This is a genomic window from Nitratireductor sp. ATLC21 (assembly GCF_057196525.1).
In genome coordinates this window covers 1,189,851-1,204,499 of record NZ_JBXUOU010000001.1, presented here as the reverse complement: position 1 = coordinate 1,204,499, position 14,649 = coordinate 1,189,851, and the positions used below count along the sequence as shown (strand labels likewise).

Sequence of the window (14,649 nt, the reverse complement as noted above, 5' to 3'; positions counted from 1 at the left end):
TTGTAGCAAGATTGCCCGCTCCTTGCAGGCCACCAACCGCGAACGCAGGCGAAGAGAACCTTATGCGCTGTGGGAGGCTGCTGCCAGGCGTGTGAGCTGTGCTTCGGCTTCCCGCCCTCTTTCTGAACGCTCAATGAAGCCACCGCCAAAGACGCGGGCCTCATTACCGTCATCGGAGTAAAGCACGCAGGCCTGCCCGGGAGCGACGCCTGCCTCGCCCTCGGTCAGTTCAACCCAGGTCTTGCCGTCTGCGTGATGCAGCACGGCAGGGCGTGGTGGGCGGGTCGAGCGAACCTTGGCAAAGACCTCCATCCCATCTGCGGGCAATTCGTCAAGCGGCCCATCGCCCAGCCAGTTCACCTGGCGCAGGAACACCTTGTGCGTTTCCAGCGCCTCTCGCGGGCCGACAATGACACGCGCATTCTCGGCATCCAGATGCACCACGTAGAGCGGTTCTCCCGTGGCGACGCCGATACCGCGCCGCTGGCCGATCGTGTAATGCATGACGCCGTCGTGGCCGCCGAGCTTGCGCCCGTCCAGATGCACGATCTCACCCGGCGTTGCGGCTTCCGGCTTCAGCTTGCTGATGATGTCGGAATACTTGCCGCGCGGTACGAAACAGATGTCCTGGCTGTCCTGCTTGGTGGCAACGCTCAGGCCCATCTCCTCCGCAATGGCACGCACCTCCGGCTTGGACAGGCCGCCCAGCGGGAAACGCAGATAGTCGATCTGCTCCTGCGTGGTGGCGAAGAGGAAATAGCTCTGGTCGCGATCTGCATCCACCGGCCGTGTAAGGGCCCGGTGGGCGCCATTGGCGCGGCTGCGGATATAGTGGCCGGTGGCGAGTGCATCGGCGCCGAGATCACGTGCGGTCTCCAGAAGATCGGCGAATTTCACGGTCTGATTGCATGAAACGCAGGGGATCGGCGTTTCGCCGGCAACGTAGCTTTGAGCGAAGGGGTCGATCACGGCTTCGCGAAAGCGCTGCTCGTAATTCAGCACATAGTGGGGGATGCCCAGCGTCTCTGCGACACGGCGTGCGTCATCGATGTCCTGACCGGCACAACAGGAGCCCGGACGGTGTGTCGCCTCGCCATGATCATAAAGCTGCAGCGTGACCCCGACGACGTCATAGCCCTGTTTGGCGAGGATGCCGGCGACGACGGAGGAGTCCACGCCGCCCGACATGGCCACCACGATTCGGCAGTCCTGCGGGCGTCCGGGCAGGTCGAGGCTGTTCATTTGCTTGATCTTCTTTGTGTTTGATCGTGGCCGATTACATGCCAATGCGGCGAATATAGGTCAAGGATCTGCGTGCTTCCAGCCCGAAGGTTAACGAGAGCCATCAGGAGCCAAGCCCTGGTTTCCCGGAGGTTTGCCGCGCGGGTCGACGCAATTTGAAACAAAACGGCGACAAATCCCTAACGCGGGATTCATGTCCGTTACCGTATGCTTACCATGTGTTTAGGCAAATTTTAAAGCCGGCGCAGTAGCTTGTGTATCGGGTCTTGAGTTCAGGTAGAGAGTACTATGACCGAAATGGTTCGACCGCGCGTAAAATATGTGATCGGCCCGGATGGCAGCCCGCTGACAATTGCGGATCTGCCGCCGAGCAATACGCGCAGGTGGGTAATCCGTCGCAAGGCGGAAGTGGTGGCCGCAGTGCGCGGTGGGCTTTTGAGCCTCGAGGAAGCCTGTCAGCGATATCGTCTGACGGTGGAGGAGTTCCTCTCGTGGCAGGCTTCTATCGATGATCATGGCCTGGCGGGGCTGCGGACAACACGTATCCAGCAATATCGACATTGATCAGGTTTCGGCGCATTTCCACGAAAACTGGAAATTGCGTCGACTGCCGTTCAAACCCGAAAGGGGCCGGTGTTCTGCGCCGGCCCCTTTCTTTAAGGGCTCAGTGCACAGGTCGGTCCTATACGGTTACCCGGATCGGGGGTATTTTTGAGAAATGCTTGAAAATCTGGCTCTTTTCCTCGGGCAAAGGAACAACGCAAAACGGCAGGGAAATCCCCGCCGTTGAAACCGGTTCAGCGCTCAAATGTGGTCGTGTGGGCGGGCGGTAATCAGCCAGTCATCGCGCGGGATGCTGCTGCGTCCTGACGGCCACGCCCGTCACGGTTCTCCAGAGCTTCGGCCTTGGCAAGTTCTGCTTCCGCTTCGGACAGTTCCGCCTCGGCGGACTTACGCTGTTCGACAAGCTCTGCTTGCGAGGTGCGCAGGTTGTCGCGGCGCAGGCGCGCGGCCTTGGCAAAGGTTGGGTAGGCGAAATGGTTGAGATCGGTGATACCGGCCTTCGTTTCTTCCGAAATGATCTGCGCATCCAGCTCCGCAGCCATGCGGTCGAATTCGGCGATCATTGAATCCAGCTGTGCCATGCGGCGGCGCTTCTCATTAACCTGAAACTGCTTCAGTCGAACGAGGTTTTCACGCGGCTTCATACTCGATACTCCCACAATACGCACACACCAGCGCCCCTCGGCGGCTGTCCGTCCCGTTTACGCCGGGTCAGTCCTCGCAGGGTAAGCGCACTTAGGAAACAAATTCCTAAGATTTGGCCCCTTCGGTAACCATTCGTTTACGGGCATTGTTAATCATAAGGACGATGGCTTAAGGCACGGTAAAGATTGTGCGTGAGAAAGCCGTAATTTGATTGCGGGGAGAGTCGGTTAGCATGAATTGCTAATGTGATTCGATCTATTCATAGGCGGATATTTCACCATTGGAATCAAAGCGGTGCTTTCAAAAGCTGAAAAGGGAATCTGGTGCTTGCCAGACCGAATTAGATTTTGTTAACCATTAACTGGCAGCCTCCGATTCAGGCAATCATTGCTTCGGTGCCGGGTGCCTGCCAGGCCGGGTCGGCGGCGAGAAGGGGATAAAGATGCGCGTTTTGCTGATTGAAGACGACAGTGCCACGGCACAGAGCATCGAACTGATGCTCAAGTCCGAGAGCTTCAATGTTTATACGACGGACCTCGGAGAAGAGGGCGTCGATCTGGGTAAGCTCTACGATTACGATATCATACTGCTTGATCTCAACCTGCCGGATATGTCGGGCTACGAGGTCCTGCGGACACTGCGCCTTTCGAAAGTGAAGACGCCGATCCTTATCCTCTCCGGCATGGCCGGCATCGAGGACAAGGTGCGGGGCCTCGGCTTCGGTGCGGATGACTATATGACCAAGCCCTTCCACAAGGACGAGCTGGTGGCGCGTATTCACGCCATCGTGCGTCGCTCCAAGGGGCATGCACAGTCGGTCATCACCACCGGTGATCTGATTGTGAACCTGGATGCCAAGACGGTTGAGGTCGCTGGACAGCGCGTCCACCTGACGGGCAAGGAATACCAGATGTTGGAGCTGCTTTCGCTCCGCAAGGGAACGACGCTCACCAAAGAGATGTTCCTGAACCATCTTTATGGCGGAATGGACGAGCCGGAATTGAAGATCATCGACGTCTTCATCTGTAAGCTTCGCAAAAAGCTTGATGCAGCATCCGGCGGTCAGAACTTCATCGAGACGGTGTGGGGGCGCGGTTACGTATTGCGCGAGCCCGAGGAAATTCGCGAAAGCGCCTGACACCTTCTCGAATCCCCTTCAAAAACGCGCAAACCCGGCCGCGAGGCCGGGTTTTTTGCTTTGCCTGGATCTATTTCTATTGTGGCCGGGTGCTATGCGGCGGTCTGAAACTCTCGGAACTGCTCGAGCAATTGCGCGCGCGTAAAAGGCTTCAACATGTAGCCTTGGGCACCAGCCCGCTTCGCGCGCATGATCGCGCCGAGGTCGAGCTCAGCAAGACACAAGAGAATATAAGGCTTGAACTCTGCCGGCAAAGCCATCAACCGGCGAACGAGATCGCTTGAGTCCATATCCGGCAGAGAGCTGTCGATGATGATGATGTCGGCCATATCGTGGGCAGACAGATCGAGGGCCTCCTGCCCACTGGCCGCCTCAGTGACCATCATTTCCGCGCTGGCGAGTATCCGTTTGGCGACCTTCCGGATGACGCTGGAATCGTCGACGATCAGGCAGCGAGCCATTTTCCACATCCTTTCGTGCAATGCAGTTGCCGCTGTCAGGCAAGCAGGAAGGATTATGGAGCACGGCTGGTAAAGCTGCCGCAAAGACTTATGGTTAACGGACTATTTCCCTGCAGACAGGATGATCTCATCGGCCGTGGCGCGAATATTGACGGTCATGCCGGTATCGCGCGCCAGAAGCAGCGTGTAGTAAAACTGAACGCTGTGGGCATCGATGGGCTCTTCCGGTTTGCTTCCAGAGTGAAGCTCCAGAAATTTTGGGGGCACGCGGAGCATTGGCCCCTCGGCCTTGATCTTGAAGGCAGGCGCGCTTTCAAGATTTTCTAGGTAAACACGCAGTTTGCCGCCGCGTGGGATAGCGGAATTGGCAACCAGCAACAGGTTCAGCAAAAGTTTTACCTGGTTCTTGGGCAGAAGCGCACGCGCGCCGTGCCATTCAAGGTCGGGCTTTTCGTTCGCTATGAAGGCCGTGGCCACTGCCTGTGCATCTCCTGTATCGATCTGCATGCCAGCCGAGCCGGCGGCGCCAAAAGCGATGCGCGCAAATTGAAGGCGTGCCGAGGCGTTGACTGCGCTGGCGCGGATCAGGGCCATGGCATCTTCGTCAGCGCCGCCCTCATCTAATAGTTCTAGGCCGTTGTTGATCGCACCTACCGGCGAAATGATGTCGTGGCATACGCGGCTGCACAGAAGAGCGGCGAGATCGGTTGCGCTCAATGAGAAAAGTTCGGACATAGGCATCTGTCCTCCAGACGTTGTTGCCGATCGGGCCATCGCCGCCTGTGGACGCTGCGGTGCCGGCCGGTCTTTGCTCTTGTGGTTCCGACTTCGAACAGGCTCCAGTCACCAACCGAATCAGATCATGGAACGCGCTGCTTCTGGTTACACAGGCGCGCGAAAACCGGCAACAGTTTGGCCTGAAATGGCGCGGGCGACAGACGCTCATCCCGGGCGTGGGGCCATGCGCCGGCCATGTTTCAGGTTGAGGTTAACAGTTGGAAAAGATTCACGGCCTATTTTGAAGCAATCGTGGCTCTTGGCGGGGTAACGGTGGGCGGTCTGGGTCTATGACAGCCACTCATGGATGGAGAATGAACAATGCCTGCACGGCTTTTTGATTGGACGCGGTTTATCCAGCTTTTTCTGGTGGTTTTCGCGGTCGGCCTGGGCGCCATCTCCGTGACCACCAATACGGCACGGGCCAACAATGGTTACACAGCTCAGGAGATCGTTGACGCCGGACACGGATTTTTCGGTGCCACCACGGGTGGTCTGGCAACCGTGGTGGAGAAGGTCTTTTCCAATTACGGCTTGCCGAACGGATATGTTCTTGGCGAGGAAGGCTCCGGAGCATTCATCGGAGGCCTGACCTATGGCGAGGGCATGCTCTATACCAAGAACGCTGGCGACCATAAGGTCTTCTGGCAGGGACCATCTATCGGCTGGGACTATGGCGGTCAGGGATCCCGCGTCATGATCCTCGTCTACAACCTCAACTCCGTGAACGATCTTTATCGACGTTTCGGCGGCGTTGCGGGCTCTGCTTACCTGGTGGCGGGTCTTGGCTTCAATGCGCTGACCAATGACAACATGATTTTGGTTCCGATCCGCACCGGTGTCGGCGCGCGCCTTGGCATCAATCTGGGTTATCTGAAAATGACCCCGCAGCCGACCTGGAATCCTTTCTAAGGTGGCTCTCCCACGGTGGCGGGCAACTGATCGGTCCGCCGTCCCCAATGGTCAAAACGGCTTCCTGAGCGTATCAGCTTGACGTGCGTGTCGCTTTGCGTGACCCAATGAGGTAACAACTGCACATGCAGGGTTTCCTCGACGAAATGGGTTTCATGCGGTGATCACGACGATACTGCTTATTCTTCTGGGCTTTTTTATCGCAGGGTTTCTCGCTCTTGCTTTGGCGCCGCTTGTGTGGCGCAGGGCGGTGCGGCTTACGACAAAGCGGATAGAAGCCAGCATGCCGCTTTCCACCAATGAACTCGAGGCGGAGAAAGATCGGTTGCGCGCCAGCCATGCCATGGCGGCCCGCCGGCTCGAGATGAACATCGAGTCCCTGAATGCGAAGACGTCTTCGCAACTGGTCGAAATTGCCCGGTTGAGCGATGAGGCCCGGCAGCTTGCCGAGGATCGCGACGCACAGGACAAGGTGATTGCCGAATTGCGCAGCGAGACCGAAAAACAGCGCACGGCCCTGGCGGAGAACGCCGAAGTCATTTCCATGCTTGAAACCAAGCTGGAGGAAGCGCTCTCGGAGCTTGAAGTGCGCGGCAGCGCGCTGACGGAGCTCAATGACCGCTATGAGGAAGAGCGCTTGCTGGCGAGCAGCCGGCAGATCGAAATGGTCGCTCGCGAGACGGAATTGCGCAAGGTGGAGGATGATCTGGCCGAACTTCGCCGTGATCGCAAGGATGCGGTTCGCGCAGCACGCGAAGCCGAAACCGCTCGCAAAGAGGCTGAAGCCGGCTTGAAAGTGGCCGAGAAGCGCAACGCGGATCTTCAGAAAAAGCTGGAGGCACAGATGAGGGCGCTGTACGAACACGAGGAGAAGCTTGAGCGCCGTGAAGCCGAAATTGCACGTCTCCGCAAGGAGAAGAATGGGGCGAGCGAGGCCAGCTTGTCTGAGGAGGGTGCTCGCCGGCTGAAGGAAGCGGAGGCGGAATGCGAGCGCCTGTCACGTGAACTTGCAGACAAATCCCTGCAACTTCGTACGCTTTTGGCCGATGGAGGTGCAAAGACGACGGTCGTTCAACAGTCTTCCGACGGTGATCAGGAAAAACTCAAGACACGGATTTCCAGGCTGCTTCAGGAAAACAAGAAACTGCGTGCCGAGCTTTCTGAGAACAAGAAAAACGGAAAGGCTCCGCGTGCCAAGGCAGCCGATCATGCACAGGCGGATGGAGCGTTGCGCGAGCAGATCCATAGCCTGGCGGCAGAAGTGATCGGTCTGACGGCATCCCTGGAAGGGGAGAGTTCACCAATCGCCGAAGCACTTCGGTCTCAGGAGACAGGAGGCGACGGCCGCCCCATGAGCCTTGCGGAAAGAGTGCGCATTCTGCGCGAACGTGCATCCTAGCATCAGACCGGGCGCCAGAGCCGGTGTAGGGCAATCGCAGAGGCTGCGGCCACGTTGAGACTGTCGAAATCCGGGGCCATCGCAATGCGTGCGGTGGGAAGCCGCCTCATGTCCTCTTCCGAAAGTCCATGCCCCTCGCTGCCAAGAAGCAACGCATGGCGCGGGTCGCGCTTTATCTCCGCAATGTCCATCTTTCCTTGTGGGCTCAGCGCGAGAATTGAATAGCCCCGATCCTGTAGTGCCGCTGCAAGACTGGCTGTATCGCTGAACCGTGCGAAGGGAACTTTCAGCGTAGCCCCTACCGATACACGGATAGCCTTGCGGTAGAGCGGATCGCAACAATCGTTGGTGAGAAGCACGGCGGCAGCGCCGAAGGAAGCTGCGTTGCGGAAGATCGAGCCCATATTGTCGTGATTGGATATGCCCGCAAGGGCGACCACCAGCGCCGCGTCGGGCAGCGTATCGAGCAGCGCTTCGCCGCTTGTTTCGCGCTTGCGACCGATTGCCAGAATGCCCCGATGGATCTCGAAACCGGCAACCTCGTCCATGACCGCAGCGCTGGCTGTATAGATTGGAACGTCTTCGGGAATGCGCTCAATCAGGTCGCCGAGCCCGGCCACACGGTTTTCGCGCAGAAACACGCTTTCGGCTGTGAACCGGCTTGTGGAGAAGAGCACGTTGAGCACCACCCGCCCTTCGGCCACGAAACGGCCCTGCCTTCCCACGAGATCGCGTTCGCGAATATGGCGATAGGCAGCGATGCGAGGATCTTCGGCGCTTGCGATAGATAAGAGCTTCCGTTTCAACTGGCGAGCCCCATGCGCGCTTCCTTTGCCATCGCCACAAGGGTGTGGCGCATCTGTTTCGTGTCGCTTAGCGGAGATTTGAAGAAAATGCGGCACGTTCGGTCGCCGAGTGCCAGGTCGATCCCCTCGGGGTCAATCCCGGTCAGTTGCCATTTTCCTGAGGGAGCATTGGCAAAATGGCGGGCGTAGTTTTCAATCGCGTCTGCATGGTCGCTGTTCATATGGGCGATGGCACCCACTTCTGCTTCGGCCAGGCCGGTGAGTGCCGGGCTATCGATCACAAGTTCCGTTCGAGACAGCTTGTAGGCTCGTGCAAATCCTCCATTGAGAAGTGCCGTCTTTGGCTCCAGCCGGTAGAGAGAGAAATCCGGGAAATCGATATACAGCTTGGCCTTGGGATGGCGTGCGAGATAGCGACGCTTGGCGCGCGCATGGTCTTCGCTCTCGTGCTCCAGCCGCAATGCGGCAGCCTTGACGGAAAGGCGTGGATGCGCCAGCGGGTCGCCTTTGCCGGGTTCGCCCAACAGGAGGGAGCAGCGCGGATCGGATTCCAGCCCCTTCGTATGAGCGGACAGTCCAGACACCAGGATGAGCGGTGCGCCGTCCAGATCGGTTGCGGTGGCAACGCGGGTGGCAAAGGGTGCGCCGTCTTCTGGATCGATTGTCGCCAGTCCACCGAAGCGCGCAGCGCGCATAAGCGTCTTCGCAAGACGAATGGCATCCGCATCCGTTTCGAGAATGACGTCTTTTGTTTTTCCTTCGCTCATCGATGCCTCAATCCGTTGAAGCATCTCCTTCGCCGATCATGCTTTCGGCTGCAAGCGGCGACGGTGGATTTTCCGTAGTCTGCTATTTCGGCGCCATGCGGATCGCGCCGTCGAGGCGGATGGTCTCGCCATTCAGCATCTGGTTCTCGACGATATGGCAGGCAAGCGCTGCATATTCGGATGGTTCACCGAGGCGCGGCGGGAAGGGCACCTGCTGGCCGAGCGAGGCCTGCGCCTCTTCCGGCAGGCTCGCCATCATCGGCGTCTTGAAGATGCCCGGAGCGATGGTGCAAACCCGGATGCCGGAGCGTGAAAGATCGCGCGCGATGGGCAGTGTCATGCCCACCACCCCGCCTTTGGAGGCGGAGTAGGCCACCTGGCCGATCTGGCCGTCGAAGGCTGCCACCGACGCGGTGTTGACGATGACCCCGCGCTCGCCACCCTCAAGCGGTTCGAGTTCCTGGGCCTGGGCGGCAAACAGGCGGATCATGTTGAACGTGCCAAGGAGGTTGATCTCGATCACCTTGCGATAAAGATCGAGCGGGTGGGGCCCATCCCGACCGACGGTCTTAGTGGCCGTGACAATGCCGGCGCAATTCACCAGTATGCGGGGCGCACCGAGCTTTTTCGTTGCTTCAACCAGAGCCGCCAGACCATCGGCTTCGCTGGTGACATCGCATTTGACCGCAATGCCGCCGATATCGGCAGCCACCGCTTCGGCTCTCTCCATGCCGACATCGGCGATGGCGATCTTTGCGCCTTTGTCGGCGAGCGCGCGCGCGGTCGCTTCACCAAGACCTGAGCCTCCGCCCGTAACGAGTGCAACGATGCCGGATGGGTTCATGAGACTGCCTCCCTCAATGTGTCGTCAAGACACTAGCGAGGGAGGCCGGGCTGGAAAAGCGGCATCTGCGCAATGCCGCTGTGTGGAGATGCTCAGCGCCGGATGATGGCGCCAAGCACGTCGCGTATGCCAATCGCCCCGACAAAACGTGAGGCCTCGTCAAACAGCGCCACCGGCGCCGTCTGGGATTGCTGCATGGCCCGCATCACGGTTCGCAACGGCGTACCCGCCGTCGCCCAGAAGACCTTTGGCCTGTCCTCGGGCAGGTCTTCGACATTGTCGCAGGAGACCCAGATGGCAGGCTTGCCGTTTCTCTCAGCATCGATGACCAGCATGTTGTCATCGAACTTGAACCGCGTGGTCTTGCGCCGGTCGAGCCACAGCCAGCCTTCGCCGGCCGCCTCCAGGTCGCGCACATCGCGCATCACGTTCCAGGCGGTCAGCACAGAGAGCGGATTCACATTGGAAATGAAGTCCCGCACATAATCGTTTTCGGGTGCAAGAACGATGTCTTCCGGGGTGCCCGTTTGCACGATCCGACCGCCTTCCATGATGGAGATGCGGTTGCCGATCTTGAGCGCTTCCTCAAGATCGTGGCTCACGAACAGGATGGTCTTTTTCAGGCGCTCCTGGAGTTCCAGCAACTCGTCCTGCAGCTTGGTGCGGATGAGCGGATCGAGCGCGGAGAAGGGCTCGTCCATGAGCAGGATCGGCGCTTCCGTGGCAAAGGCGCGGGCAAGGCCCACACGCTGCTGCATTCCGCCCGAAAGCTCATGGGCATATTTGTCGGCCCAGTCGGTCAGATGCACCAGATCGAGCTGCGCCATCACGCGTTCTTTGCGCTCCTTGGCAGGCACACCTGCCAGCTCCAGCCCGAAGCCGACATTCTCCGCCACCGTGCGCCAGGGCAGGAGGGCGAATTGCTGGAAGACCATCGCCACGCACTCGCGGCGGATCTTGCGCAATTCGGCTTGCGAGCAGTTCACCACGTCCGCCTGCCAGTCGCCGTCGTGAACGACGACATTGCCACGCGCCACAGTGTTCAGCCGGTTCACCGCACGCAGCAATGTGGACTTGCCCGATCCCGAAAGCCCCATCAAAACGGATATCTCGCCGCGCTCGACGGTGAGGTCGCAATGGGCACAGCCGAGCACCGCGCCGGTTTCGGCAAGGATTTCCTCGCGGTTCCTGCCCGCATCCACCAGCGGAAGCGCTTCGGCCTTCTGGCGATCCGTCCCAAAGAGGATGTCGACCTTTTTGAAATCGATGGCCACGCTCATTTGTCGCTCCCCCGCTCGATGCGCGCGATGCGGTCGAGAATGATCGCCAGCACGACGATGGCGAGGCCGGCTTCAAGCCCGAGAGGAATGTTGACCGAGTTGAGTGCGCGCACCACCGGTTTTCCGAGCCCATCTGCACCGATCAGTGCAGCGATGACGACCATGGAAAGCGAGAGCATGATGCATTGGGTGAGACCCGCCATGATGGAGGGCAGGGCAGCCGGCAGTTCCACCTTCCACAGGAGCTGCCGTTTCGTAGCGCCGAACGCATGGCCGGCCTCAATCATGGGCTGAGGCACGGAGGTGATGCCGAGATAGGTGAGCCGGATTGGCGCCGGTGAAGCGAAGATCACGGTCACGATCAGGCCGGGTGCGGCACCCAGGCCGAACAGGATGAGAACGGGGATGAGATAAACGAAGGTCGGCAGTGTCTGCATCAGATCGAGCACCGGTCGCAGAAACTGATAGACGCGAGGATTGTGCGCTGCCCAGATGCCAACGGGAACGCCAATCGCCATGGACACGGCGGCCGCGGCCACGACGAGCACCAGCGTTTCAACCGTTTCTTCCCATAAACCCTGATTGATGATGAAAAGCAGGCCGAGCGCGACCGCGACTGAAAGCTTCCAGGAGCGTTGCAGCGCATAGGCAAGTGCTGCAATGGCAAGCACCAGAACGATGGCGGGAACGGCCAGCAAAATGTCCACCATTCCGTCGAGCACGTCGGCCAGAACATCTGCCAGCGTGTCGAACAGCCAGGCAAAATTGGTGGTCAGAAAGTCGAAGAAGTCTCGGCCCCACCGGCCGATGGGAGTTTTCCAGTCAGCGATCCATTCTGAAAGAGGGTCCATGAGCCCGGGGAGTTCCTTTTTTCGGATTTCTTCTTATGCGTTGCGTGTGCCGTCGGTGCGGCGGACTTTCGGCCTTCAGGCCGAAAGGGAGACGCCGCGGAGTGCCTGCCCGGGCACCCCGCACCGTCCTGTCGTCTACATGCCCAGATGCGCCTTCAAGGCATCGAGACCGGGCTCGCCCTCAAACGTGGTCACCCCTTCGAGCCACGGACCGAGCGTGTCCGGATTGGCCTTGAGCCATTCTTCGGCGGCCTTTTGCGGCTCGGCGCCGTCGTCAAGGATCTTGCCCATGATCTCATTCTCCATCTGGAGAGAAAAGACCATGTTCTTCAAAAGCTTGCCGAGGTTGGGGCATTCTTCGGAAAGGCCTGCGCGGGTGTTGGTGTGCACTGTCGCGCCGCCATAATTGGGGCCGAACACATCGTCGCCGCCTTCCAGATAGACCATCTCGATATTGGCGTTCATCGGGTGCGGTTCCCAACCGAGGAACACCACGTGCTCCTTCGATCCCACAGCGCGGCGCACCTGCGAAAGCATGCCGGCTTCCGAGCTCTCCACCACTTCGAAATCCTTGAGACCGAACGTGTCGTTCTCGATCATGTCGAGGATCAGGCGGTTGCCGTCATTGCCGGGCTCGATGCCATAGATCTTGCCGTCCAGCTCGTCGGCAAACTTGGCGATATCGGCAAAGCTCTTGAGACCCGCATCATAGGTATACTGCGGAACGGCCAGCGTGTATTTCGCGCCTTCCAGATTGGTGACCACGGTTTCCACCGTGCCATCCTCGCGGTAAGGCGCGATATCGGCCTCCATGGTCGGCATCCAGTTGCCGAGGAAGACGTCCACGTCATTGTTCTTGAGCGATGCATAGGTCACCGGCACTGAAAGTACCTGCGTTTCGGGCTCATAGCCAAGCCCCTCCAGCACCACCGAGGCAGTGGCCGTTGTTGCGGTGATATCGGTCCAGCCGACATCCGAGAAAGTTACGGACTGGCAGGACTCCGGTTCGGCGGCGAATGCGGTGCCCGATGCGAGACTTGCGGCGAGCGCAAGGACCTGGGACGTTTTTCGGCTCGGTAACATTGACGGCTCTCCTCTGTGTTTGTTCTTGGCTGAGCGCGGGTCTTAACCGGCTTTGCGCGTTATTTCAAAGGCAAGCACCAATTCAGGGGCGCTGCAAGCACAAACAGGTGTCTGTTTGCGCCATGCAAGGCGTCGTATGCGACGGTATTTGGTGGAAGAATGGCGTTGCGGCGTTTTCTAAAGTCTGCTGGTGGTGTTTAAGAGCGCGAACGATACAGGCAGCGCGATGGCAAAACTCTACTTCCACTACGCGACCATGAATGCCGGCAAGTCGACCATGCTCCTGCAGGCATCCTACAATTACCGCGAGCGCGGGATGAACACGATGCTGTTCGTCGCGGGCCACTACCGCAAGGAAGATGGCGGCTATATTTCCTCGCGCATCGGGCTCGACAGCGATGCGGAAATGTTCCGCGATGGCGATGACCTTTTTGCGCGCATCGCCGAGCACCACGACCACACGACGGTTCACTGCGTATTTGTCGACGAAGCGCAATTTCTGGAAGAAGAACAGGTCTGGCAGCTCGCCCGCGTGGCAGACAGGCTGGGCATCCCGGTCATGTGCTACGGGCTGAGGACCGATTTTCAGGGCAATCTCTTCACCGGATCGCAGGCACTTCTGGCGCTGGCGGACGAGCTGCGCGAAGTACGCACGATCTGCCGCTGTGGCCGCAAGGCCACCATGGTGGTGCGGCTCGGGCCTGACGGCAAGGTCGCGAAAAAGGGCGCGCAGGTCGCCATCGGCAAGGATGTCTACGTTTCGCTTTGCCGAAAGCACTGGGAGGAAGAGATGGGGCGCTGGAAGGCGGAGGATCTTGTGGGGTTTGCCGGGAGTGCTGCCGACTAGTCTGCTCGCTCAGGCGATACCCAGAAAGCGGATGAGCGCATAGCTCGCCACACCCAGCGCAGTCAGCGACAGAAGGGCTGCGACGATCACGCGCCCGCCGCTCTTCATCACGCTTCTCATATCGACCGTCAGACCAAGTGCTGCCATGGCGACAATCGTCAGAAGCCCCGACGTTTCATGCATGACGGGAAGCGCCGGGGCGGGGATGAGGTCTGCCGAGCGCAGCCCCATCATGGCCAGAAAACCGATGATGAACCAGGGCACCATCTCGAAGAACCCAAGCTTGACGCCGGTCCTACGCCCGTGGGTCAGCCCTAAAAGGAAGATCACCGGCCCGAGCATCAGCACACGAACCAGTTTGACCAGTGTTCCCACCTGAATGCCGATTGCGCCGGCCGGCGCGGCGGCGGCCAGCACCTGAGGCACCGCATAGACTGTGAGGCCGGCAAGCACGCCCGACTGGACCGGGCTCATGCCGATGGCCGCATAAATGACGGGCAAAAGCAGCACGACAAGAATGCTCAGAAATGCCGTGAAGGACAGGGAGGCGGCCACTTCCGATGCTTCGGCGCGGATCACGGGTGCTGCGGCTGCAATGGCCGAATTGCCACAAATGGAGTTTCCACAGGCGACCAGCGTTGCCAGTCCACGCGAGAGGCCGAGCGCGCGGCTGATCGCATAGCCTGCAACGAGCGAGAGTACGACCACGCCGACAATGCCGCCCACAAGTCCGAGGCCCGCATCGCCAAGGGCTGCGAGACTGATGGAGGCACCGAGCAAAACGATCGCCACTTCCAGCACCGCCTTGGCACAAAAATCGATGCCGGGGCGGAAGGCAGGGCTGATGCGCGCGATGGAGCTTATCGCGGCGCCGAACAGAATGGCGAGAACCAGTCCTTCAAGCCATGCCTCGCCGAGAAAAACCTGCTCCGCCCACGCGGCCACAAGCACCACCCCGGCGACAAGGAGGGAGAGAAAAACGCCGGGAAGAAGCTGAAACGGGTGGCGAAGTGCGGACATGAATGCGACCTGA

16 protein-coding genes are annotated in these 14,649 nt (G+C 59.5%); 5 read left to right on the top strand and 11 right to left on the bottom strand.

Going from position 1 to position 14,649, the window contains the following annotated elements:
• Positions 1 to 60 precede the first annotated feature (60 nt).
• A complete protein-coding gene (mnmA, locus tag AC2CHD_RS05880; RefSeq protein WP_484552908.1) occupies positions 61 to 1,242 on the bottom strand; it encodes a tRNA 2-thiouridine(34) synthase MnmA in 1,182 nt (393 codons plus the stop codon).
• A gap of 288 nt (positions 1,243 to 1,530) precedes the next feature.
• Between mnmA and sciP the strand changes: the two genes are divergently transcribed.
• Positions 1,531 to 1,806 carry a CtrA inhibitor SciP gene (gene sciP / locus AC2CHD_RS05875; RefSeq protein WP_007009631.1) on the top strand — a complete coding sequence of 92 codons (276 nt, stop codon included), beginning with the start codon at positions 1,531 to 1,533 and terminating at the stop codon, positions 1,804 to 1,806.
• A 269-nt stretch (positions 1,807 to 2,075) separates the two neighbouring features.
• On the opposite strand, the gene AC2CHD_RS05870 is transcribed toward sciP, so the two are convergent.
• Positions 2,076 to 2,450 (bottom strand): flagellar export protein FliJ, encoded by a 375-nt coding sequence (locus AC2CHD_RS05870; RefSeq protein WP_229448609.1) that lies wholly within the window; start codon positions 2,448 to 2,450, stop codon positions 2,076 to 2,078.
• Between the two features lie 443 nt (positions 2,451 to 2,893).
• Between AC2CHD_RS05870 and ctrA the strand changes: the two genes are divergently transcribed.
• On the top strand, positions 2,894 to 3,589 hold the full coding sequence (gene ctrA, locus AC2CHD_RS05865; protein WP_223021304.1) for a response regulator transcription factor CtrA: 696 nt from the start codon (positions 2,894 to 2,896) through the stop codon (positions 3,587 to 3,589).
• Positions 3,590 to 3,681: 92 nt separating this feature from the next.
• On the opposite strand, the gene AC2CHD_RS05860 is transcribed toward ctrA, so the two are convergent.
• Both AC2CHD_RS05860 and chpT read right to left on the bottom strand, forming a co-directional pair.
• The gene (locus AC2CHD_RS05860) at positions 3,682 to 4,050 is read right to left on the bottom strand and encodes a response regulator (protein WP_229448610.1); all 369 of its coding nucleotides are present in this window, start codon (positions 4,048 to 4,050) and stop codon (positions 3,682 to 3,684) included.
• Positions 4,051 to 4,152: 102 nt separating this feature from the next.
• Positions 4,153 to 4,785 carry a histidine phosphotransferase ChpT gene (chpT, locus tag AC2CHD_RS05855; RefSeq protein ID WP_229448611.1) on the bottom strand — a complete coding sequence of 211 codons (633 nt, stop codon included), beginning with the start codon at positions 4,783 to 4,785 and terminating at the stop codon, positions 4,153 to 4,155.
• Positions 4,786 to 5,148: 363 nt separating this feature from the next.
• On the opposite strand from chpT, the gene AC2CHD_RS05850 reads away from it, so the two are divergent.
• Entirely contained in the window at positions 5,149 to 5,739 is a 591-nt protein-coding gene (locus tag AC2CHD_RS05850; RefSeq protein ID WP_484552907.1) for a DUF1134 domain-containing protein, read from the top strand.
• A 160-nt stretch (positions 5,740 to 5,899) separates the two neighbouring features.
• Positions 5,900 to 7,138 carry a coiled-coil domain-containing protein gene (locus AC2CHD_RS05845; RefSeq protein WP_484552906.1) on the top strand — a complete coding sequence of 413 codons (1,239 nt, stop codon included), beginning with the start codon at positions 5,900 to 5,902 and terminating at the stop codon, positions 7,136 to 7,138.
• 2 nt (positions 7,139 to 7,140) lie between these two features.
• Here AC2CHD_RS05845 and AC2CHD_RS05840 read toward each other — a convergent pair whose 3' ends face one another.
• The 6 genes from AC2CHD_RS05840 to AC2CHD_RS05815 form a co-directional block, all read right to left on the bottom strand.
• Complete coding sequence (locus AC2CHD_RS05840; protein WP_484552905.1) at positions 7,141 to 7,944, bottom strand: TrmH family RNA methyltransferase; 804 nt, start codon at positions 7,942 to 7,944, stop codon at positions 7,141 to 7,143.
• The gene (locus AC2CHD_RS05835; protein ID WP_484552904.1) at positions 7,941 to 8,711 is read right to left on the bottom strand and encodes a HugZ family pyridoxamine 5'-phosphate oxidase; all 771 of its coding nucleotides are present in this window, start codon (positions 8,709 to 8,711) and stop codon (positions 7,941 to 7,943) included. The genes AC2CHD_RS05840 and AC2CHD_RS05835 overlap by 4 nt, the downstream gene beginning before the upstream one ends.
• A gap of 82 nt (positions 8,712 to 8,793) precedes the next feature.
• Positions 8,794 to 9,555, bottom strand: coding sequence for a 3-hydroxyacyl-CoA dehydrogenase (locus AC2CHD_RS05830; protein WP_484552903.1), 762 nt, complete (start codon positions 9,553 to 9,555; stop codon positions 8,794 to 8,796).
• A gap of 92 nt (positions 9,556 to 9,647) precedes the next feature.
• Positions 9,648 to 10,835 carry a choline ABC transporter ATP-binding protein gene (gene choV, locus AC2CHD_RS05825; RefSeq protein ID WP_484552902.1) on the bottom strand — a complete coding sequence of 396 codons (1,188 nt, stop codon included), beginning with the start codon at positions 10,833 to 10,835 and terminating at the stop codon, positions 9,648 to 9,650.
• On the bottom strand, positions 10,832 to 11,686 hold the full coding sequence (gene choW / locus AC2CHD_RS05820) for a choline ABC transporter permease subunit (RefSeq protein WP_484552901.1): 855 nt from the start codon (positions 11,684 to 11,686) through the stop codon (positions 10,832 to 10,834). Before choW ends, choV begins: the two co-directional genes overlap by 4 nt.
• A 135-nt stretch (positions 11,687 to 11,821) precedes the next feature.
• Positions 11,822 to 12,769, bottom strand: a complete 948-nt coding sequence (locus AC2CHD_RS05815) for a choline ABC transporter substrate-binding protein (RefSeq protein WP_484552900.1) — start codon at positions 12,767 to 12,769, stop codon at positions 11,822 to 11,824.
• 226 nt (positions 12,770 to 12,995) lie between these two features.
• On the opposite strand from AC2CHD_RS05815, the gene AC2CHD_RS05810 reads away from it, so the two are divergent.
• Positions 12,996 to 13,616 (top strand): thymidine kinase, encoded by a 621-nt coding sequence (locus AC2CHD_RS05810; protein ID WP_229448623.1) that lies wholly within the window; start codon positions 12,996 to 12,998, stop codon positions 13,614 to 13,616.
• Between the two features lie 9 nt (positions 13,617 to 13,625).
• Here the strand turns inward: AC2CHD_RS05810 and AC2CHD_RS05805 are convergent, their stop codons facing one another.
• Complete coding sequence (locus tag AC2CHD_RS05805; RefSeq protein WP_484552899.1) at positions 13,626 to 14,636, bottom strand: YeiH family protein; 1,011 nt, start codon at positions 14,634 to 14,636, stop codon at positions 13,626 to 13,628.
• Positions 14,637 to 14,649: the final 13 nt, after the last annotated feature.